Annotated in this window: 19 protein-coding genes; 18 read left to right on the forward strand and 1 reads right to left on the reverse strand. The window is 60.2% G+C overall.

Translation table 11 applies throughout. The annotated features are described in order from the left end of the window. Window positions 1-140 precede the first annotated feature (140 nt). The 5 genes from BLT55_RS04130 to BLT55_RS04160 all read left to right on the forward strand — a co-directional run bounded on the left by BLT55_RS04130 (window position 141) and on the right by BLT55_RS04160 (window position 8,296). The gene (locus BLT55_RS04130; RefSeq protein WP_074800071.1) at window positions 141-2,180 is read left to right on the forward strand and encodes an NADPH-dependent 2,4-dienoyl-CoA reductase; all 2,040 of its coding nucleotides are present in this window, start codon (window positions 141-143) and stop codon (window positions 2,178-2,180) included. Between the two features lie 25 nt (window positions 2,181-2,205). Then, window positions 2,206-3,150 (forward strand): 1-aminocyclopropane-1-carboxylate deaminase/D-cysteine desulfhydrase, encoded by a 945-nt coding sequence (locus BLT55_RS04135; protein ID WP_074800074.1) that lies wholly within the window; start codon window positions 2,206-2,208, stop codon window positions 3,148-3,150. A gap of 147 nt (window positions 3,151-3,297) precedes the next feature. Further along, entirely contained in the window at window positions 3,298-4,632 is a 1,335-nt protein-coding gene (locus tag BLT55_RS04140) for an MFS transporter (protein ID WP_074800077.1), read from the forward strand. 1,175 nt (window positions 4,633-5,807) lie between these two features. Continuing rightward, window positions 5,808-7,016 (forward strand): MFS transporter, encoded by a 1,209-nt coding sequence (locus tag BLT55_RS04155; protein WP_055000893.1) that lies wholly within the window; start codon window positions 5,808-5,810, stop codon window positions 7,014-7,016. Continuing rightward, the gene (locus BLT55_RS04160) at window positions 7,016-8,296 is read left to right on the forward strand and encodes an arsenic transporter (RefSeq protein WP_055000892.1); all 1,281 of its coding nucleotides are present in this window, start codon (window positions 7,016-7,018) and stop codon (window positions 8,294-8,296) included. Before BLT55_RS04155 ends, BLT55_RS04160 begins: the two co-directional genes overlap by 1 nt. On the opposite strand, the gene BLT55_RS04165 is transcribed toward BLT55_RS04160, so the two are convergent. Continuing rightward, on the reverse strand, window positions 8,262-9,245 hold the full coding sequence (locus BLT55_RS04165) for a DUF1853 family protein (protein ID WP_055000895.1): 984 nt from the start codon (window positions 9,243-9,245) through the stop codon (window positions 8,262-8,264). The genes BLT55_RS04160 and BLT55_RS04165 overlap by 35 nt on opposite strands. Before the next feature lie 188 nt (window positions 9,246-9,433). Between BLT55_RS04165 and BLT55_RS04170 the strand changes: the two genes are divergently transcribed. The 13 genes from BLT55_RS04170 (at window position 9,434) to BLT55_RS04230 (ending at window position 21,309) form a co-directional block, all read left to right on the forward strand. After that, window positions 9,434-10,324 (forward strand): NAD(+) kinase, encoded by an 891-nt coding sequence (locus tag BLT55_RS04170; protein WP_003382947.1) that lies wholly within the window; start codon window positions 9,434-9,436, stop codon window positions 10,322-10,324. Next, a complete protein-coding gene (locus BLT55_RS04175) occupies window positions 10,324-11,295 on the forward strand; it encodes a metallophosphoesterase (RefSeq protein WP_055000891.1) in 972 nt (323 codons plus the stop codon). Before BLT55_RS04170 ends, BLT55_RS04175 begins: the two co-directional genes overlap by 1 nt. Continuing rightward, on the forward strand, window positions 11,292-12,164 hold the full coding sequence (locus tag BLT55_RS04180; RefSeq protein ID WP_055000890.1) for a rhomboid family intramembrane serine protease: 873 nt from the start codon (window positions 11,292-11,294) through the stop codon (window positions 12,162-12,164). Before BLT55_RS04175 ends, BLT55_RS04180 begins: the two co-directional genes overlap by 4 nt. A gap of 28 nt (window positions 12,165-12,192) precedes the next feature. Beyond that, a complete protein-coding gene (locus BLT55_RS04185) occupies window positions 12,193-12,453 on the forward strand; it encodes a YeaC family protein (RefSeq protein ID WP_003368468.1) in 261 nt (86 codons plus the stop codon). After that, complete coding sequence (locus BLT55_RS04190; protein WP_055000889.1) at window positions 12,450-13,283, forward strand: DUF2797 domain-containing protein; 834 nt, start codon at window positions 12,450-12,452, stop codon at window positions 13,281-13,283. Before BLT55_RS04185 ends, BLT55_RS04190 begins: the two co-directional genes overlap by 4 nt. A 12-nt stretch (window positions 13,284-13,295) precedes the next feature. Next, on the forward strand, window positions 13,296-15,962 hold the full coding sequence (pepN, locus tag BLT55_RS04195) for an aminopeptidase N (protein ID WP_055000888.1): 2,667 nt from the start codon (window positions 13,296-13,298) through the stop codon (window positions 15,960-15,962). Window positions 15,963-16,224: 262 nt separating this feature from the next. Beyond that, entirely contained in the window at window positions 16,225-16,875 is a 651-nt protein-coding gene (locus BLT55_RS04200) for a YjfI family protein (RefSeq protein WP_054079539.1), read from the forward strand. Between the two features lie 26 nt (window positions 16,876-16,901). Continuing rightward, window positions 16,902-17,609, forward strand: a complete 708-nt coding sequence (locus BLT55_RS04205) for a PspA/IM30 family protein (RefSeq protein WP_055000887.1) — start codon at window positions 16,902-16,904, stop codon at window positions 17,607-17,609. Between the two features lie 18 nt (window positions 17,610-17,627). Beyond that, window positions 17,628-18,182: a rhomboid family intramembrane serine protease gene (locus tag BLT55_RS04210; protein ID WP_055000886.1), complete on the forward strand. Its 555-nt coding sequence runs from the start codon at window positions 17,628-17,630 to the stop codon at window positions 18,180-18,182. 79 nt (window positions 18,183-18,261) lie between these two features. Further along, the gene (locus BLT55_RS04215; protein ID WP_007250277.1) at window positions 18,262-18,927 is read left to right on the forward strand and encodes a DUF2491 family protein; all 666 of its coding nucleotides are present in this window, start codon (window positions 18,262-18,264) and stop codon (window positions 18,925-18,927) included. A 13-nt stretch (window positions 18,928-18,940) separates the two neighbouring features. After that, window positions 18,941-19,366: a DUF350 domain-containing protein gene (locus BLT55_RS04220; protein WP_007250278.1), complete on the forward strand. Its 426-nt coding sequence runs from the start codon at window positions 18,941-18,943 to the stop codon at window positions 19,364-19,366. Between the two features lie 27 nt (window positions 19,367-19,393). Beyond that, complete coding sequence (locus BLT55_RS04225) at window positions 19,394-20,140, forward strand: DUF1190 domain-containing protein (RefSeq protein ID WP_055000885.1); 747 nt, start codon at window positions 19,394-19,396, stop codon at window positions 20,138-20,140. Between the two features lie 11 nt (window positions 20,141-20,151). Beyond that, a complete protein-coding gene (locus tag BLT55_RS04230) occupies window positions 20,152-21,309 on the forward strand; it encodes a glutathionylspermidine synthase family protein (protein WP_055000884.1) in 1,158 nt (385 codons plus the stop codon). Window positions 21,310-21,761: the final 452 nt, after the last annotated feature.

Here is a 21,761-nt window from a genome sequence, read left to right on the forward strand (position 1 = left end):
AGTGCCGCTGCGCGTTTGGATCAATAACTTGTCACTTTCGGTCATTGAGTGGGGCTGAGAGGCTCTTTATTGTGACCTCATTAAACAGAGGGCTCGCAGAGGCCCCTGTCTCTCCGTGATTGACCTGCTGGAGCCTTGCCATGACCGCCGCTCACTACCCGCACCTGCTGGCCCCGCTGGATCTGGGCTTCACGACCTTGCGCAATCGCACGCTGATGGGGTCGATGCACACCGGTCTTGAAGAACGCCCGGGCGGCTTCGAGCGGATGGCGGCGTATTTTGCCGAGCGTGCGCGCGGCGGCGTGGGGTTGATGGTCACGGGTGGCATTGCGCCAAACGAAGAAGGTGGCGTTTACGACGGCGCGGCGAAGCTTACCAATGCCGGGGAAGCAGAACAGCATCGCATCGTCACTCAGGCGGTTCACGAGGCGGGCGGTAAGATCTGTTTGCAGATCCTGCACGCCGGGCGCTATGCCTACAGCCGCAAACAGGTTGCGCCGAGTGCTATTCAAGCGCCGATCAACCCGTTCACCCCGCATGAGCTGGACGAAGAGGGCATCGAAAAGCAGATAGCCGACTTTGTGACCTGCTCGACGCTGGCCCGAAGCGCTGGCTACGACGGCGTCGAAATCATGGGCTCGGAAGGCTATTTCATTAACCAGTTCCTGGCCGCCCATACCAACCACCGAACCGATCGCTGGGGGGGCAGCTACGAAAACCGCATGCGCCTGGCGGTCGAGATCGTGACGCGAGTGCGTCAGGCGGTGGGCCCACAGTTCATCATCATCTTCCGTCTGTCGATGCTCGATCTGGTGGAAGGCGGCAGCACCTGGGAAGAAATCGTCCAGTTGGCAAAGGCAGTCGAGCAGGCCGGTGCGACGTTGATAAACACCGGCATCGGCTGGCATGAAGCGCGAATTCCGACCATCGCCACCAAGGTGCCGCGCGCAGCCTTCAGCAAGGTCACGGCCAAGCTGCGGGGCTCGGTGAATATTCCGCTGATTACCACCAACCGTATCAACACGCCGGAGGTTGCCGAGCGCATCCTCAGCGAAGGCGATGCCGACATGGTGTCGATGGCACGGCCTTTTCTGGCCGACCCGGAGTTCGTCAACAAGACTGCCTCGGGCCGCGCCGAACTGATCAATACCTGCATCGGCTGCAATCAGGCCTGTCTCGATCATACGTTCGGCGGCAAGCTGACCAGTTGCCTGGTCAACCCGCGGGCCTGCCACGAAACCGAGCTCAATTACCTGCCGACCCTGCACGTCAGAAAAATCGCTGTGATCGGCGCAGGGCCTGCCGGTCTGGCGGCTGCGACGGTGGCAGCCAGGCGTGGGCATGAGGTGACGCTGTTCGATTCCGCCAGTGAAATAGGCGGGCAGTTCAACATCGCCAAGCGTGTGCCGGGCAAGGAAGAGTTTTCCGAAACCCTGCGTTACTTTCGCAACACGCTCGAGGAGACCGGCGTACAGCTGCGCCTTGGCACCCGTGTGAAAGCCGATGATCTGGTGGGTGCAGGCTTCGATGAAGTGATTCTGGCCACGGGTATTGCGCCGCGCACCCCGACCATCCCCGGCATCGACCATCCTAAAGTGCTGAGCTATCTGGAGGTGATCCTGCAGCGCAAACCGGTCGGGCGCAGCGTGGCGGTGATCGGCGCCGGTGGTATCGGCTTTGATGTGTCCGAGTTTCTGGTGCATCAGGGCGTGGCCACCAGTCTGGACCGAGAAGCGTTCTGGAAGGAGTGGGGCATCGACACCACGTTGCAGGCCCGCGGCGGTGTGGCCGGAATCAAGCCTGAAGTGCAGGCTCCGGCCCGTCAGGTGTTTCTGCTGCAACGCAAGAGCACCAAGGTCGGTGACGGTCTGGGCAAGACCACCGGCTGGATTCATCGCACCGGTCTGAAAAACAAGCAGGTACAGATGCTCAACAGCGTTCATTACCTGAAAATCGACGACGCCGGGTTGCACATCCGCATCGGCGATGAGGGCGAAGAAAAGCTGCTGCCGGTGGACAACATCGTCATCTGCGCCGGGCAGGACCCGTTGCGCGATCTGTACGACGATCTGGTCGCGGCCGGGCAAAGCGTGCACTTGATCGGCGGCGCGGATGTGGCGGCCGAGCTGGACGCCAAGCGCGCCATCGATCAAGGATCGCGTCTGGCCGCTGCCCTCTGAGTCAGCTTGCCGGTAAACTGCGTGCATGATTTCCGACGCGCCTGGCTGGCAGCCCTCTGCTCCGTTGCAACGCTTGAACCTGCCCTGGCTGCAAGACGCCAGGGTCGAGGTGGCGATCCTGCGGCTGGACCAGATCGACCCGCTGATCAGCGGCAACAAATGGTTCAAACTCCGTGAGCACCTGACCCAGGCCGTCAAGGGCGGGGCAAAAGGCCTGATCAGCCTCGGCGGCGCGCACTCCAATCATCTCCACGCCCTAGCGGCGGCGGGCAAGCGCTTCGGTTTTCCGACGGTTGGCCTGCTGCGCGGTCATGCGCAGCAAACACCCACGGTGCTCGATCTGCAGGTGTTTGGCATGCAATTGCACTGGCTGGGCTATGCCGGTTATCGAGCGCGACATGCTGCGGATTTCTGGCAGCCCTGGCAGGCGCAATACCCCGAGCTGTATCCGGTCCCCGAAGGCGGCGGCGGGCTCGCGGGTGCGCTGGGCTGCGCGAGTTTGCGGCAGATGGTCGATGATCAGCTTGCGGCACTCGGCTGGGACGATTACCACGGCTGGTGGCTGGCTGCCGGGACCGGCACCACCGTCGCCGGTCTGCTGTTGGCCGAAGCGGGCGCGCATGCCGTGTATGGCGCCATGGCCGTGCCGGACGATCATGGCGTGGCGCAGAACATCGTCGCGGTGCTGAACCAGGCGGCCGGATCGCAGCTGAACCCCTCGGCTGATCTTCCTCCGGCCTGTGTTCTGCTGGACGCCAGCCGGGGCGGCTTTGCCAGAACCGATGCGGTGTTGCTCGACTTCATGGCTGATAGCGAAGCGCAGAGCGGCGTAGCGCTTGAGCCGTTGTACACCGGCAAGGCGCTGCTGATACTGCGTGACGAGGTGCAGGCCGGTCGCTTCGAACCTGGCACCCGGTTGATCTTCATCCACACCGGGGGCCTGCAAGGTAGGCGGGCGATGGGCCTGTAAACCTCGCAGCAGAGCCTCTGGCATGAATTCTGCGCAGGTCGGTAGCGAGACGTCGGCCCTGAGTACGCGGGCGACACTTCTGGACCGAGGTCACCGGGTCGCTGTCTCGATAATCGATCCATCCCAGATCAAGACGCCGAGGTCAGCATGACAACCACCGCCGCAGAACACGTCGACCCCGCCACGCTGAAGAAAGTCATCGTCGCCGCTGCCATCGGCAACTTTGTCGAGTGGTTCGATTTTGCCGTCTATGGCTTTCTGGCCACCACCATCGCCCTGCAATTCTTTCCCAGCGGCGACAGCAGCGCCGCCCTGTTGAAAACCTTCGCGGTGTTTGCTGTAGCTTTTGCCTTTCGGCCGCTGGGCGGGATTTTCTTCGGCATGCTGGGTGACCGGATCGGCCGCAAGAAAACCCTCGCCATGACCATCCTGCTGATGGCCGGCGCGACGACGCTGATCGGCCTGCTGCCGACGTATGCCGCGATTGGTGTGATGGCGCCGATTCTGCTGACCCTCATTCGCTGTGCTCAAGGGTTTTCGGCAGGCGGCGAATACGCCGGGGCTTGCGCGTACCTCATGGAGCATGCACCGCGCACGCAGCGGGCCTGGTACGGCAGTTTTGTGCCGGTTTCCACGTTTTCCGCCTTTGCCGCCGCAGCGGTGGTGGCGTATGCGCTGGAATCGTCGCTGTCCAGCGAGGCGATGGGCAGTTGGGGCTGGCGTCTGCCGTTTCTGATCGCCGCGCCGCTGGGGCTGGTCGGTCTGTACTTGCGCTGGAAACTCGATGAAACCCCGGCGTTTCAGGCGGTCGCCCAAGAGCACGCGGCTCACTCGCCGCTCAAGGAAACCTTGCGCCATCATGCGGCGGCGATGTGTTGCCTGGGAGCGTTCGTGTCGCTGACCGCGCTGTCGTTCTATATGTTCACCACTTACTTCGCGACCTATCTGCAAGTGGCGGGTGGTTTGAGCCGCGCGACCGCGCTACTGGTGTCGTTGATCGCCCTGGCATTCGCCGCCGCGCTTTGTCCGCTGGCCGGTGCGTATTCGGATCGGGTAGGGCGCCGCGTGACGATGGCCACCGCCTGCATTCTGTTGATGATCGTGGTGTTGCCATCCTTCCTGATGGCCAGTTCCGGCTCGTTCACTGCCTCGATCATCGGCGTGATGCTGCTGGCCGTGGGCGCCGTGCTGTGCGGTGTGGTGACGGCCGCGCTGCTGTCGGAAACCTTCCCGACGCGCACCCGCTACACGGCGTCGGCGATCACTTACAACATGGCCTACACCCTGTTCGGCGGCACCGCGCCACTGATGGCGACCTGGCTGATCAGCGTCACCGGCAGCAACCTGTCACCGGCGTTCTACCTGATTGCCGTAGCCGTGCTGGCAATGGCAGGCGGCCTGGCGCTGCCGGAAACCTCGAAGATTTCGCTGCATGACGTAACGGTTGCGGGAGAGAGGGCGGTGGCGCGTTCGATGGCGTGAGTAGAGCGGCTGGGTTCACGCTCGTTCCGCATTCTGAATTGGCTATCGCATCAGCGCTCGCGTGGTCATGAATTCGGTGACGCTTTGCCTCACACCCGAGCTGCAGCACAACGCCATGCCTTACCCGTATTCACTGCACATAAACGAAAGCGCTTTTTATCGCAATGGCACTGACGACGCAGAGTGCGACGTAAGTGACGGCTGAGCCCTGACACTGATCCGGGGGATGCGAGGCAGGACGCCGAGCAAGCTGCACCGGGCCAAGGATGGCCCGTTGCAGCGACCCCCGGATCAGTGTCAGGGCGAAGGAACCCGACGAAGTCGGGCCGGAAACGGAGCGGGGACTTTGCCTACTTTGGTCCCTCAAAGTAGGGCGCCGTAAGGGCGCAAAGGTGACCTGAGTCAGAAAAAAACAGCACTGACCTCGCAGAACCGCTGTGTGACGCACACTCAAGATCGGACGCAGAGCGTCCAGGACGGCGTATCGACGCGGAGCGTCGGCACGATAATCGCCATGCCTTAACCGTATTCACTGCACATAAACGAAAGCGCTTTTTTATCGCAATGGCACTGACGACGTAGAGTGCGACGTAAGTGACGGCTGAGCCCTGACACTGATCCGGGGGATGCGAGGCAGGACGCCGAGCAAGCTGCACCGGGCCAAGGATGGCCCGTTGCAGCGACCCCCGGATCAGTGTCAGGGCGAAGGAACCCGACGAAGTCGGGCCGGAAACGGAGCGGGGACTTTGCCTACTTTGGTCCCTCAAAGTAGGGCGCCGTAAGGGCGCAAAGGTGACCTGAGTCAGAAACAAACAGCACTGACCTCGCAGAACCGCTGTGTGACGCACACTCAAGATCGGACGCAGAGCGTCCAGAACGGCGTATCGACGCGTCGGTACGATAATCAAAACGCCTTATTTCTGTAGGCTGTGCCAGCCTCGCGAGCAATGCGGATCGCCGCCCCGGTCGCTCCCACGAGATTTATGTATAACGCTTGGCGCAGAGCATGAGAACCGAAAGGTGTCCGCCACAGCACCTCTCGATCCATCAGCAAAAACGCAACAAAACGTGGCACAGGCGCTGCAAAAAATGGCACATTGGCGCGCCCTGGTACGTGAGACACATTTTGTAATCATCCGCCGGGGAGACCCGAAACCTTTTTATGGATGAATCTCATGGCGACCAGCGCTCAACCCGCTACCGCGGCGGCCTCGACCACCCCTCAGACCAGCCCGCTGGTGATGCGCATCATCGGTGCCGTAGCGCTCGCGCACCTGATCAACGACCTGATCCAGGCCATCCTGCCGTCGATCTACCCGATGCTCAAGGCCAGTTATGACCTGAGCTTCACCCAGATCGGCCTGATAACCCTGACGTTTCAGATCACCGCATCGCTGTTGCAGCCGTGGGTCGGTTACTACACCGACCGCCATCCCAATCCGCTGGTGCTGCCTCTGGGTTCAGTCTGCACCCTGATCGGTATCGTGATGATGTCGATGGTGGGCAGTTTTCCATTGATTTTGCTGGCGGCGGCCTTGATCGGCATCGGCTCATCGACCTTTCACCCGGAGGCCTCGCGTATCGCGCGACTGGCGTCGGGTGGGCGATTCGGGCTGGCGCAATCGACTTTTCAGGTCGGCGGCAACACCGGCTCCGCATTCGGGCCATTGCTGGCGGCGGCGATCATCATTCCGTTCGGGCAGGGCAATGTGGCCTGGATCGGGCTGTTCGCACTGTTTTCGCTGGGCTTGCTGTACGCGATCAGCCGTTGGTATCGCGCGCATCTCAACCTGTTCAAGCTCAAAGCCGGGCAGGCGGCGACTCATGGGCTGTCGAGAAAACGCGTGATCGCCTCGCTGGCTGTGCTGGCGTTTCTGGTGTTCTCCAAGTTTTTCTACATGACCAGCCTGACCAGCTACTTCACGTTTTACCTGATCGAGAAGTTCGACCTGTCGGTCGCCAGTTCGCAGTTGCACCTGTTTCTGTTTCTTGGTGCTGTGGCGGCAGGGACGTTTTTCGGTGGCCCGATCGGCGACCGTATTGGCCGCAAGGCAGTGATCTGGTTTTCGATCCTCGGTGCCGCGCCCTTTACCCTAGCGCTGCCGTATGCAGACCTGTTCTGGACCAGCATACTCAGCGTCATCATCGGCTTCGTGCTGGCCTCGGCGTTTTCCGCCATCGTGGTGTACGCCCAGGAACTGGTGCCGGGCAACGTCGGCATGATTGCCGGGATCTTCTTCGGTCTGATGTTCGGCTTCGGCGGTATCGGCGCAGCCTTGCTCGGCTACCTGGCTGACAGCCACGGCATCCTCTTCGTCTACCAATTGTGCTCGTACCTGCCGCTGCTCGGCATCCTCGCCATTCTCTTGCCCCGGACCCGATAATGCTGATCGCAACGCTGATCTTTCTGTTCACCATCACTCTGGTCATCTGGCAGCCAAAAGGGCTGGGCGTGGGCTGGAGTGCGGTGCTCGGGGCCGTTTTGGCGTTGCTGACCGGCGTTGTGCACTTGAGTGATATCGCCGTGGTGTGGGGCATCATCTGGAACGCCACCGCCACCTTCATCTCGCTGATCATCATCACGCTGCTGCTGGACGAAGCGGGTTTCTTTGCCTGGGCGGCCTTGCATGTGGCGCGCTGGGGCAAGGGTAACGGGCGGCGTCTGTTTGCCCTGTTCGTGCTGTTCGGGGCGCTGGTATCGGCGCTGTTCGCCAACGACGGGGCTGTGTTGATCCTCACGCCTATCGTCATCGCCATGATGTTGGCATTGCGTTTTTCTGCCGCGTCGACTCTGGCGTTCGTCATGGCGGCAGGGTTCATCGCCGATACCGCGAGCCTGCCGCTGGTGGTGTCGAATCTGGTGAATATCGTGTCGGCGGACTACTTCAAGATCGGCTTCAATCGTTACGCCGCCGTGATGGTGCCGGTGAACCTGGCCAGTGTTGCCGCCACCCTGGCCGTGCTGATGTGGTATTTCCGCCGCGATATCCCTAGCGAGTTCGAGCCCGAACAGCTGGACAAGCCTGAGACGGCGATCCATGACCGGGCTACGTTCCTCGCCGGTTGGGCCGTGCTGCTGATTCTGCTGGTCGGCTGTTTTGCCCTCGAACCGCTGGGCATTCCGATCAGCGCGATCTCGTCGGTCTGTGCATTGTTGCTGCTGGCTATCGCTTCCAAGGGCCACACGATCAAGACGCGCAAGGTGATGAAAGAAGCACCGTGGCACATCGTGGTTTTTTCGCTCGGCATGTACCTGGTGGTGTATGGCCTGCGTAACGCTGGGCTGACGAATTATCTGGCCAGTCTGCTGGACTGGTTCGCGGGTTACGGCATCTGGGGCGCGGCGATGGGCACCGGGCTGATGACGGCGTTTCTGTCATCGATCATGAACAATATGCCGACGGTACTGATCGGGCTGCTGTCCATCGATGCAAGCCACGCCAGCGGGGCGATTCAGGAAGCGATGATCTACGCCAACGTGATCGGCAGCGACCTGGGGCCGAAAATCACCCCGATCGGCAGTCTGGCGACTTTGCTCTGGTTGCATGTGCTGGCGCGCAAGGGCATCACCATCAGTTGGGGCTACTACTTCAAGGTCGGTATCGTGCTGACCTTGCCAGTCCTGTTGATCACGCTGGCGGCGCTGGCACTGCGACTGAGTTAAACGCATGGCTGGTGTCGGCCAGATTCGGCCACGCGTCCGACACCAGAAACAGCCGTTCGGCTTCTTCCCAGTCCCCTTGCGGGTTCTGACTCAGGCGCACCAGCAACTGCGCCGGGGCCAGCGGGTCGAGTTCGGCCAGCCATTCGCCTAACTGCTCGCTGCTCCAGGCTTCGCGGTAAAGCGCCGGTGCAAGCCAGGCATGTCGGGGCAGCGGTTGCCAGCGGCCGGGCTGGCTTTGGGCCAGAAACGCTTTCCAGTCGCGCTGATGCAACCAGCGACCTTTCAAGTGCTGCGGGTGAACGCCTGCAGGCGACTGACAGGCGCCGGGCCACGGATACAGCAGATAGCCGCCCAGCCACAGTTCGGCACTGAATGCCTCGACACCCAGCCCGGCCAGCGTCGCGCGGCTTTCCGGGCGGGCCGACATCGGCAATTGATGCTGACTCAGGTGCGTGAGCTTGCGATCCAGCCGGTCATTGCTGCCGGGCCCCAGCCAGTGCTCGGGACGGGCGCCGTCTCCGTCCTGTGGTCCGAGGTACAGCTTGATTGCCAGCTCGACGTGATGCACACCTTCGCGATCACGCAGCAACAGGTCGAGTTCGCCGAGGGTCTGGCTGCCCAGCCGGATCGGCAGGTTGGCGGCGATGATCTCGACGCCCGGCGCGTGCTGCACCGCGAACTGCCACAGTCGCTCGTAATAACGGCCCAGGCGCCGGGTGGAGGCCAGCGCCAGCCATTCTTCAAGCGGCCTGCTGTCCTGATCGAGCTGAAAGAGAAAATCCGCCAGTTCCTGCGGCGCTTGCACCCAGTCACTGCCCGCCAGCGGATGACGCTGCGGCCAGGGCGTAGCATCGAGCATGGGCGGCGCCAGAATCACCCAGGCAAGGTCGCGCACTTCCGGGTGTCGCAATTGACGGGGCAGGTCGGTGAGGCTGGAGAATAGAGTCATGTGCCGAGGATAGCGTGAGTTGGGGGGCAGCAGGATGTCGATGTGTCTGGGCGTTTCTGCGTCACCTGGCTGATTGACACGCCTGGCCGTGCGGATTTTCATGTGATCTTCACTCGTCGGTTTGCCGCTGCCGGGCGGTTTCGCCCATAATCGCCTTTTAAGTCGCCTCGAACCGCAGCAGGAGCCCCATGGAGCAATTTCGCAATATCGGCATCATCGGCCGCCTGGGCAGTGTTCAGGTGCTCGACACCGTTCGCCGACTCAAGAGATTCCTGCTGGATCGGCATCTGCACGTCATTCTCGAAGAGACGATTGCCGAAGTGTTGCCGGGTCACGGTCTGCAGACCTCGTCGCGCAAGATGCTCGGTGAAGTCTGCGACATGGTCATTGTGGTCGGTGGCGATGGCAGCCTGTTGGGCGCAGCGCGGGCGCTGGCTCGGCATAACGTCCCGGTGCTGGGCATCAACCGCGGCAGTCTGGGGTTTCTGACCGACATTCGTCCTGACGAACTGGAGGTCAAGTGCGCCGAGGTGCTCGATGGGCATTATCTGGTCGAAAACCGCTTTCTGCTGCAAGCCGAAGTTCGTCGGCACGGCGAGGCCATCGGCCAGGGCGACGCGCTCAATGACGTGGTGCTGCACCCTGGCAAGTCGACGCGGATGATCGAATTCGAAATCTACATCGACGGCCAGTTCGTGTGCAGCCAGAAGGCCGACGGCCTGATCGTGGCCACGCCGACCGGTTCGACGGCTTATGCGCTGTCAGCGGGCGGGCCGATCATGCACCCCAAGCTCGACGCCATTGTCATCGTGCCGATGTACCCGCACACGCTGTCCGGTCGGCCCATCGTGGTGGACGGCAACAGCGAGCTGAAAATCGTGGTGTCCAAGGACATGACCATTTACCCGCAGGTATCTTGTGACGGGCAGAATCACTTCACTTGCGCGCCGGGCGACACCATCACGGTCAGCAAGAAGCCGCAGAAGCTGCGCTTGATTCATCCGTTGGATCATAACTATTACGAAGTCTGCCGCACCAAGCTCGGCTGGGGCAGCAGGCTCGGCGGCGGGGGCGATTAATGCTCGATCCGGCGCGTGGCTACGATCTGATCGGTGACGTGCACGGGTGTGCCCATACCCTCGAGCAGTTGCTGGAGCTTCTCGGTTATCGCTTTCAGGCCGGCGTGTGGCGCCACCCTGAGCGCGTCGCGATTTTTCTCGGTGACATCATCGACCGGGGCCCGTTGATCCGCGAGTCGCTGCATATCGTGCGCGATATGGTTCAGGCCGGTCAGGCCCTGTGCCTGATGGGCAACCACGAATTCAACGCGCTGGGCTGGGTCACGCCGGCCTTGCCTGAAAGCGGCCACTCGTTCGTGCGCGAGCACACGCCGCGCCACGCCCGGTTGATCGGCGAAACGCTGGCGCAGTTCGAGCGTTACCCGGACGAGTGGAACGAGTTCGTCAACTGGTTCTATGAATTGCCGCTGTACATGGACGCCGGACGTTTTCGGGTGGTGCACGCCTGTTGGGATGCGCCCTTGATCGACCCGCTGCGCAGCCTTTACAGCGACGGCTGCATCGACAGGCGCTTCGTTCAGGCTTCGGCAATGCCCGGCAGTTTTGCCAGTAACGTCTTCAACCGCTTGCTGCGCGGCACCGACATGCGCTTGCCGCACGGGTTGACGCTGACCGGCGGTGACGGCCTGACTCGCGAGTTTTTCCGCACCAAGTTCTGGGAAGATGACCCGCAGACCTACGGCGATGTGGTGTTCCAGCCCGATGCGCTGCCCGAGGGCGTGGCCAAGACGCCGTTGTCCACATCCGAAAAGAACGCGTTGCTGCGCTACGGCATCAATGAGCCGCTACTGTTTGTCGGCCATTACTGGCGCAGCGGCATCCCGGCGCCCATCCGGCCGAATCTGGCCTGCCTGGATTACAGCGCCGTGCTTTACGGCAAACTGGTCGCCTACCGGCTGGATCAGGAAACACAGGTCGATCCGGATAAATTCGTCTGGGTCGATGTTCAGCGTCCCGAGGTTTCACAATGAGTTCCGTTGCCGTTCTGCGTTTGCCGCTGACCACTGATCTGAGCGGGTTCGTCCGTCTGTTGCAACGCTTGCAGATCCCTCATCGGGTCAGCGAAGAAGTTGGTGAACAAGTGCTCTGGGTGCCTGACAGCGGGCGACTGGTCGACGATGTGCGTGAGTTGTATGCGCGCTTTCCGGACGGTGACGAGCATTTTCAGCCGATCGATGCCGGCCAGGCGCCCAAGTACAAGCCGCCGGGGCTGGTCGAACAATTGCGCAGCAGCCCGGTGACCGCGTTGGTGCTGCTGGTCACGTTGCTGGTGGCCGGCCTGACGCTGCTGGGTGACAACCTGGACGCCTTTCGCTGGCTGACCTTTCAGGATTTCCGGATCAGCGGCGAATACGCGACGTTCCTGCCGTTGTCGGAAAGTCTGGCGTCCGGGCAATGGTGGCGCATCGTTTCGCCGATGCTGATCCACTTCGGCATCCTGCACCTGGCCATGAACGGCATGTGGTTCTGGGAGCTGGGCCGGCGCATCGAAATTCGTCAGGGCAGCCTGTCTTTGCTGTTGCTGACCCTGCTGTTTTCGGCGGTTTCCAACTACGTGCAATATCTGTTCAGCGGCCCAAGCCTGTTCGGTGGATTGTCTGGCGTGCTGTACGGGTTGCTCGGCCACTGCTGGATCTTCCAGCTGCTGGCGCCTAACCCGGTTTATCGTCTGCCACGGGGTGTGCTGATCATGATGCTCATCTGGCTGGCGCTGTGCCTGTCAGGGCTGGTAAGCATGCTCGGCTTCGGCGAAATCGCCAACGGCGCGCATGTCGGCGGGCTGATCATCGGTTGTGTCACGGGCCTGCTGGGTGGTGCGCTGGCGCGCCGCAAGGCCTAGAATCACTGGCTACTTTCTGGAGTGCCCCATGTCGTCTTTTATTGAAATGATCGAAAACATCACCCCGGATATCTACGAGAGCCTGAAGCTGGCTGTGGAGATCGGCAAATGGTCCGATGGTCGCAAGCTGACTCAGGAACAGCGTGAACTGTCGTTGCAGGCGCTGATCGCCTGGGAAGCGCAGAATCTTCCGGAAGACCAGCGCACCGGCTACATGGGGCCGCAGGAATGCGCCTCCAAGTCGGCGCCGGTGCCCAATATCCTGTTCAAATCGGATGCTATTCATTGATCGAAATTGGTCGCGGAGCCGTTAATAAAATGTTGGCGCGTCAGGATGACGCGTCGTTCGTGCAATACGCTTTTCGCCTGGGCGACACCGAGATTGCGGTCAACCCGCTGATCGGCAAGACGCTGCGTCTGGAGTTTCTGGGCGCCATTCATTGCAGCCATTGCGGGCGCAAGACCAAGTCCAGCTATAGTCAGGGGTATTGCTACCCGTGCATGCTCAAGCTGGCGCAGTGCGATCTGTGCATCATGAGCCCGGAACGCTGCCATCACGATCAGGGTACGTGCCGCGATCCGTCGTGGGGCGAGCAATTCTGCATGACTGATCACATTGTCTATCTGGCCAACTCGTCAGGCGTGAAAGTCGGTATCACCCGTGCCTCTCAGCTGCCGACCCGCTGGCTGGATCAGGGTGCCAGTCAGGCCTTGCCGATCATTCGCGTGGCGACCCGCCAGCAGTCCGGCTTTGTCGAAGACCTGTTGCGCAGCCAGGTGGCGGACCGCACTAATTGGCGCGCCTTGCTCAAGGGCGACGCTCAGCCTGTCGATCTCAAAGCCATTCGCCAGGAACTGTTCGACAGCTGTGGCGCCGGGCTGCTCGGATTGCAAGAACGATTCGGTCTGCAGGCCATCCAACTGTTACATGAAGCCGAGCCTGTCGAGTTTCGTTACCCGGTCGAGGCGTACCCGACCAAGATCGTCAGCTTCAACCTGGACAAGAACCCGATTGCCGAGGGCACGCTGCTGGGAATCAAGGGCCAATACCTGATTTTCGACACTGGCGTGATCAATATTCGCAAGTACACGGCCTATCAACTGGCCGTGCATCAGTAAAAGGATCCCCGCATGCGCACCGAACAACCGAAAATGATCTACCTGAAGGATTATCAGGCTCCCGAATACCTTATCGACGAGACCAACCTGACCTTCGAGCTGTTCGACGACCACTCGCTGGTGCATGCGCAACTGGTCATGCGCCGCAACCCCGAGCGTGGTGCAGGCCTGCCGCCGCTGGTGCTGGACGGTCAGCACCTGGAACTGGTTTCGGTGAAACTGAGCGATGTCGAGCTGAGCGCTGCGGATTATCAACTGACCGAAGATCATCTGACGCTGCATCCACAGGCTGAAAGCTTCACGGTCGACAGCACCGTGCGCATCCACCCGGAAAGCAACACCGCACTGGAAGGCCTGTACAAGTCCAGCGGCATGTTCTGCACCCAGTGCGAGGCCGAAGGTTTCCGCAAGATTACCTACTACCTCGACCGCCCTGACGTGATGAGCACGTTCACCACCACGCTCAGCGCCGACAAGCAGAACTTCCCGATCCTGCTGTCCAACGGCAACCCGATTGCCAGCGGCGAAGAAGAGGGCGGACGGCACTGGGCGACCTGGGAAGACCCGTTCATGAAACCGGCTTACCTGTTCGCGCTGGTGGCCGGTGATCTGTGGTGCATCGAAGACACCTTCACTACCATGAGCCAGCGGCAAGTGACCCTGCGCATCTACGTCGAGCCGGAAAACGTCGACAAGTGCCAGCACGCCATGACCAGCCTGAAAAAATCCATGCGCTGGGACGAAGAGGTCTACGGTCGCGAGTACGACCTGGATATCTTCATGATCGTCGCGGTCAACGACTTCAACATGGGTGCGATGGAGAACAAGGGCCTCAACATTTTCAACTCCAGCGCCGTGCTGGCCCGTGCCGAAACCGCGACCGACGCCGCGCACCAGCGTGTCGAAGCCATCGTTGCCCACGAATACTTCCACAACTGGTCGGGCAACCGCGTGACCTGCCGTGACTGGTTCCAGTTGTCGCTCAAGGAAGGGTTCACGGTCTATCGCGACGCCGGTTTCTCTGCTGACATGAACTCGGCCACGGTCAAGCGCATTCAGGACGTTGCTTACCTGCGCACCCACCAGTTTGCCGAAGATGCCGGCCCGATGGCCCATGCCGTGCGCCCGGACAGCTTCATCGAAATCTCCAACTTCTACACCCTGACCGTGTATGAAAAGGGTTCGGAAGTCGTCGGCATGCTCCATACCCTGCTGGGTGCTCAGGGCTTCCGTAAAGGCAGCGACCTGTATTTCGAGCGCCACGACGGCCAGGCAGTGACCTGCGATGATTTCATCAAGGCCATGGAAGATGCCAATGGTGTCGACCTGACCCAGTTCAAGCGCTGGTATAGCCAGGCAGGCACGCCGCGTTTGGCGGTCAGCGAGTCGTATGATGCCGCAGCGAAAACCTACAGCCTGACCTTCCGCCAGAGCTGCCCGAGCACACCGGGCCAGCCCGGCGATCAGAAGCAGCCGTTCGTGATCCCGGTCGAACTCGGCCTGCTGGACAGCAAAGGCGGCGAGATTGCCTTGCGTCTGGCGGACGAAGCATCCGCCACCGGCACCACGCGGGTGCTGGCGGTGACCGAAGCCGAGCAGACGTTCACCTTTGTTGACGTCGCTGAACAGCCGCTGCCTTCGCTGCTGCGTGGCTTCTCGGCACCGGTCAGGCTGAGCTTCCCGTATGACCGCGATCAACTGATGTTCCTGATGCAGCACGACAGCGACGGCTTCAACCGCTGGGATGCCGGTCAGCAACTGTCGGTTCAGGTCTTGCAGGAGCTGATCGGTCAGCACCAGCAGGGTCAGCCACTGGTCATGGATCAGCGTCTGATCATGGCGCTGGGCACGTTTCTGGCAGACGAGCAACTGGATCAGGCCATGGTCGCGGAAATGCTCTCGCTGCCGGGCGAGGCTTATCTGGCCGAGATCAGCGAAGTGGCCGATGTCGATGCCATTCACGCCGCTCGCGAATTTGCCCGTAAACAACTGGCCGATGCGTTGTTCGACAGCCTGCTGGCCCGTTATCAGGCGAATCGTGAGCTTTCCAAAGCGACGCCTTACGTTGCTGAGTCCGCGCACTTTGCCCGTCGCGCGCTGCAGAACATCGCACTGTCTTACCTGATGCTCAGCGGCAAACCTGAAGTGCTGGCGGCGACCATCGACCAGTTCGACACCAGCGACAACATGACCGAGCGCCTGACGGCGCTGGCCGTGCTGGTCAATTCGCCGTTCACCGAAGAGCGTGACAAGGCGCTCGCGGTGTTTGCCGAAAACTTCAAGGGCAACGCGCTGGTCATGGATCAGTGGTTCAGCGTTCAGGCAGCCAGCACCCAGCCGGGCGGCTTGCAACGCGTGCAGGAACTGATGAAACATCCTGCTTTCAGCATCAAGAACCCGAACAAGGTCCGCGCCCTGATCGGTGCCTTCGCCGGGCAGAACCTGATCAACTTCCATGCGGCGGACGGCTCTGGCTATCGCTTCCTGGCGGACCTGGTCATCGAACTGAACGCCCTGAACCCGCAGATCGCCTCGCGCCAACTGGCCCCTTTGACCCGCTGGCGCAAATACGACAGCGCGCGTCAGACGCTGATGAAAGCCGAGCTGGAACGCATTCTTGCGTCCGGCAAACTGTCAGCAGATGTGTATGAAGTGGTGAGCAAAAGCCTGGCTGAATGAGGGCTGATGCTGTGCTGAGTGCGTAATGGGTACTCATGAGAAAGGCGCTATCTGCTGATGTGGGTAGCGCCTTTTTTTGTGTTTTTTGCATCGATTCATTCGGTGTCTGATGATCAGTCTTCGTGGACAAGTCCACTCCTACAGGGGCTCATACGCACAGGTTGTCCTGGAAAAAAATCTCACATGTGATGCATATCTATCTTCAAATACATCTGCTACGTTGCTCGTCTGATCAACGGCCTGCAGCAAGAGGGAAGCGCCAATGCCTCGTAAAAATCAGGGCGACGCAACTGTCCCGGCCAAGACGACCAAAAGCTCCACCGATTACATGCGTGAAATGCGTCTGCGACTCAAAGACGCCGGTCTGGTCAAGCGGGAATTCTGGATCCGGCCCGAGAATGTCGATGCCCTGCGTGGTATCGAAAAAGCGTTAAGACAGCCCTTTCTGGGCGAGAGGATCAAATTGGAGGATTTCATGACCGAGAACACCCACTGGACCATCAGCTCACTGCAGAAGGCTCTTTCCGAACTTGAGCTGGTGACGAACGGGAAGATCGAGCTCGACGTGACCGAAGGCGATGCATCGGGCATCAAGCTGACTATGGCCGATTATGGCGACCTGCCCATCTACATCGCCGTGGAAGGCGAGCAGATTCTGGCCGACGCGACCCTGATCGAAGTGAACAAGGTCAAGAACGTGCAGGCCTTCAACGATGTGGTACTGCGCAGCCGCGATCTGTTTCCACTGTCCTCGATCGGCATTGAAAAGCTGGGTGGCGATCAGGAAGTCTATTGCCTGTTCGGCGCACTGAGCGCCGCCTCGTCGCTCACCGTCATCGTGCAGGAAATTCTCACCCTCGCGGACAATGTGATCCGTGCGGCCGACGCTTTTGAAGATCATTTCATCTACTGAACAGCGCTGTCAGGCGGAGAATATTCATGACTACGAGTATCTGGAAAAAACTGGTAACCGCCGTTCGTGGTGGCGCTTCCGAAGTGGGCGAGTCGATCGCCGATGCCAACGCCATCCGCATCCTGGATCAGGAAATCCGTGACGCTGAGAACGCACTGGTCAAGGCCCGTGACGGGCTGATTACCATCAAGGCCAAGCACAAGTTGTCGGCACAACGCCTTGAAGAACATGCGACCAGCATTGCCAACTGGGAAGGCCGTGCCATGCAGGCCCTGAACAAGGGCGAAGAAGCCCTGGCGGTCGAATGTGCGAACAAGATTGCCGAGATCGAAGCCCTGCGTGATCAGGAGCAGGAACTGGCCGACCAGTTCAACAAGCAGGTTGGTCTGCTCCAGGAGCAGGTGATCAAGGCCGAGTCGCGGATCAAGAGCCTCAAGCAGCAGGTCGAGATGGCCAAGGCTCGCGAAACCGTGCAACGCGCCCGGGTCGCAACGGCCACTGCAACCGGTGGCGCCAGTGGAGCCGTGGAAACCGCAGTCGGTTCGCTGGCGCGCCTCAAGCAGCGTCAGGACGAACAGGACGCCAAGCTGGAAGCGGCTGAAGAGCTGGCCAGCCAGTCCAGCGGCAGCGATCTTGAGCGTCGCCTGCAGGATGCCGGCATCGGTGCCAAAAGTGGCGGTGCGGAAGATGTGCTGGCGCGCTTGAAAGCCAAAAACCTGACGCCTGCCCAGTAAGCCCGGCGAGGGCGGGTGATGGAGTTTTCAACACGACTCAAAGTCATCCTTGCCCTGTCGGCCGTGCTGATTGTGGTGCAGGTCATCAACTCGATTACCGGCAATGGTCTTGTTCATTTCGGTATCATGCCGCGCAACCTGACCGGGTTGCGCGGCATTGTTTTTGCGCCTTTTCTGCACGGTTCGATTCAGCACTTGCTCAGCAACCTGTTGCCGTTCATTGTGCTGAGCTGGCTGGTGGCCACCGAAGGGGTCAGGCGTTACGCGTGGGTCGCCGGGCTGATTTGCCTGTTGGGTGGCGCGCTGGTCTGGACCTTCGGCCGCAGCAATATTCACGTCGGCGCAAGCGGTCTGATCTTCGGTTTGTGGGCCTATTTGCTGGCTCGCGCCTGGTATCAACGCAGCGTCGCCAGCCTGTTGCTGGCCCTGATCGCGCTGGCAGGCTATGGCGGATTGATTTTTGGCTTCGTTCCGGTGGCTGGTGTTTCGTTTGAATCACACATCGCCGGGGCGTTTGCCGGTATTTGCGTGGCGTGGCTGATGCACTCCAGAGCATTGCTGGCACAGAAGTAAACCAGTCTTTCAAACAATGTGTTTATTCCGGGTGAGGACGTTTTTCATAGCGCCCCGGTCGTCTTCAAGGAAATCAGTTATGAGTTGGTTCAAACGTGCCATGGGTCTGGAAGCACCCAAGGCATCCGGTCGTGATGGCGAACAACCCGCTGGCACCGTCAGCCCGCTGGGGCTGGCATCTGGCCGTATGCTGTGCCTGGACAGTTCGTTGAAACTGTTGCTCGACGGTCATTCGGAAGTGGTCGTCCCGGCGGATGAAAAAGTCTGGGCCGTGGGCCGTGTCGATCTTGGCCAGTCGATGACGCTGCATCGTTTCTACCTCGATAACGAGGACTACTTCCTGCAAGTGGTCAGCAACGGCCCGAACCCGGAAGACGTGCAGGACATTATCCTGTTCGGCTATTACAGTGCCGTGCCGATCACCAGCAAGGATGAATTGCTGCGCCTGACCGGCCCGTCCTCGAAGATCGGCCTGCCGACCTACGAGCACGATGGCGAAGTATTCGAACGGCAGTGGGGCACGTCGCCTGGCCAGACCGAACTGACGCCGCTGGATGAAGACATCGTCAGCCCTGACGCTGCTTACCGGATCAAACACCTGAGCATGCTGTACGCCCGCGACACCGGCCTGATCAACCGCCGTGAGTTTCTGCTGTTTTCGGTCGAAGAAGACGAAGAGGGCAGCATCACACTCACCACGGCGGTTGGCATAACGCTGCAATCCACTGATATCAACGTTCTTTGACAAGGAAATCCTCATGATCGACGCGCTGCGTATGTCGCTCAATGCCACTGCCGTGTTCGGCTTCGTCATGTACATCCTGGTGGCGGCGATTCTGTTCGCCCTGTTCCAGTTCATCTACAGCAGGATCACGCCGCACAAGGAGTTCGCGCTGATCCGTGAAAACAACAGCGCAGCGGCAGTCGCTCTGGGTGGCTCGCTGATCGGCTTCGCGTTGCCGGCCAGCAACATCATCAGTTACAGCATCAGCATTCTGGACGTGGTGGTCTGGGCGGTGATTGCTGCCGTGGTGCAACTGCTGGCGTTCGGCGTCACCAGTGTGGTGCTCAAGGGCCTGTCGACCCGCATCGCCAGGGGCGAACTGGCAGCGGCTATCTATTCGGCCAGCGTCGCGATCAGCGTCGGTCTTCTCAATGCGGCCTGCATGACCCCGTCGGTCTGACGGCAGCTTTGAACAAGGAGACTCATGATGAGACGTAGTTCAGTAAAGCTGGTGCTCGCCAGTACACTTCCCTTGGCGCTTGCCGGGTGTGGTCCGTCTGAAAACAAGCAGAATTTTGAAGCGAAGGCCAATTTCAAGTCGGTGCAGGAATGCGTCGAAGCCAAAGTGCCGGTAGACGTGTGTTCGGATGCCTACATGCAGGCGCTGTCCGACCATCGGCGCATTGCGCCGACCTACGATGACAAGGCCTCCTGTGACGCGGACTTCGTGCCGGATTACTGCCAGGTCACCTCCGATGGCAAGTACATGCCGAAGCTCGGCGGCTTCGAACTGGGCTTCTCCGGGCAGGTGCCCAAAGAGGCGCTGGACCGGGCCAATCAGGAAGTTGCGCAGTCGGCCCCGGCAGGTATGAGCGGCACCACCGGGCTGATGGCCGGCCTGCTGATCGGCAATCTGCTCAGCAATGGTTTCGGTGGCGGCAGCCGTTATTATTCGCAGCCCATTTATCAGACGCGCGATGATCGCGGTGGCTATTACAGCTCTTCGCTGCCCAGCCAGATCGACCGCGGCAAGACCTTCGGTCGTTCGACCCAGGCGCAATCCAGCCCGGATCGCAGCTACGGCAAGAGCACGCTGGGACGCAACCTGGGCAACTCGGGTTCTGGTTCATCGTCGGTGTCATCGACCATTTCGCGTGGCGGCTTCGGCAGTCAGGCTGCGGCACGCAGCGGCTGGGGCGGCAAGAGCAGCGGCAGCGGCAGTTTCGGAGGCTGACGGAACGGTCCATGAAGAAGATCAGCATCGAGGAACGTCCGGACTGGCGCGCTACTGCCGAACGTGAAGGCTTCAACTTCCACACCATTGACGGCGAGCGCTATTGGGATGAACGTGGTTATTACCTGTTCACCGAACAGCAGATTACCCGCGATCTTGAAGCGCCGACTCAGGCGCTTCACCAGATGTGCATGGACGCCGTGGCGCGGGTAGTGGACAGCGAGGAACTGCTGCACCAACTGGCGATTCCGGAAGCGTTCTTCGATGTGATTCAGACGTCATGGAAACAGGGGCATCCGCATCTCTATGCACGCTTCGACTTTGCCTACGATGGCACGGGCCCGGCGAAGATGTACGAGATCAATGCCGATACGCCGACCAGCCTGATGGAGGCCGGGGCGTTTCAACTGCTCTGGCTGGAAGATCAGATGGCGCGCGGGGTGTTGCCTGCGCATGCCACCCAGTTCAATTCGATTGCCGAGGACCTGGTTCGCGCATTCGCCGAATTTCCGGGGCAATGCCCGTTTTATTTTTCGGCCATGTCCGGTTCGGTCGAAGACCGTGGCACCACCGATTTTCTGCGGCGCATGGCTGCCCATGTCGGCATTGAGGCCAGGCACATCGACATCGAAGACATCGGGCTCGATGCCGAAGGGCGTTTCGTCGACCTGGAAGGGCGCTGGATCGAGCGCTTGTTCAAGCTGCATGCGTGGGAACACATCTTTCACGAGGAATTCGGCAAGCATGTGCCCGCCAGCGGCACCCAGTTCGTCGAGCCTGCCTGGAAAGCGATTCTCAGCAATAAAGGCATATTGCCGTTGTTGTGGCAGTTCAACGAAGGGCATCCGAACCTGCTGCCTGCGCGTGTCGATCAGGAGACTGACCGACCGGTACCCAAAGGCTGGGTGCGCAAACCGTATTTTTCCCGCGAAGGTGCCAACATCGAGATGCGCACGCCGGGCGATCAGGTTATTGCAGTCGATGGGCCGTATACCGATGCACCGTACATTCTTCAGGCGTACTCGCCACTTCCGAAGTTCGGCGACAGCTACACACTGATCGGCTCCTGGGTTATCGGTGATCTGGCATCCGGTATCGGCATTCGCGAAGATGACAGCCTGATCACCAAAGACACCAGCCGCTTCCTGCCACACGTTGTCATCGACTGAGGGATTGCCTGTCAAGGTGTTACTTGCAGTCTGCCAGTAACACCTCTGCTGTTACCGTCCGTTTTAATGACCCTGTTTGATGGTTTCCTTATCAAGTGTGTGTCTGACAATCCAACAGGCCTGGCAAGGGTATTTTTCGGTAAAACAGTGTGACTGACTGTTTGCCATGAGGGGCGCCCTATAGTGTGCCCAATAACGACTTTAATCTGTCCCTTTTCATAGATTGGCACTCGCGTTGCACTGTCATTATTACTGTAGACGCTGTTTGAAAAAAATACAGTTCGCGTTACATCTTTCTATTTGCACTCTGTTTAATGCGATGAGCTGTGTGAAGTCGTTTCCTACGGGTCTGGTTTTCACGTCTTACAACTTATGCCTGCGATCAAACAGGATGAAGTGGGGGAGTCACTGTGCACTGAATATTGTGTTTTGGCACTACAACAGGCTGACAA

It is taken from the genome of Pseudomonas cannabina (assembly GCF_900100365.1).
GTDB lineage: Bacteria > Pseudomonadota > Gammaproteobacteria > Pseudomonadales > Pseudomonadaceae > Aquipseudomonas > Aquipseudomonas cannabina.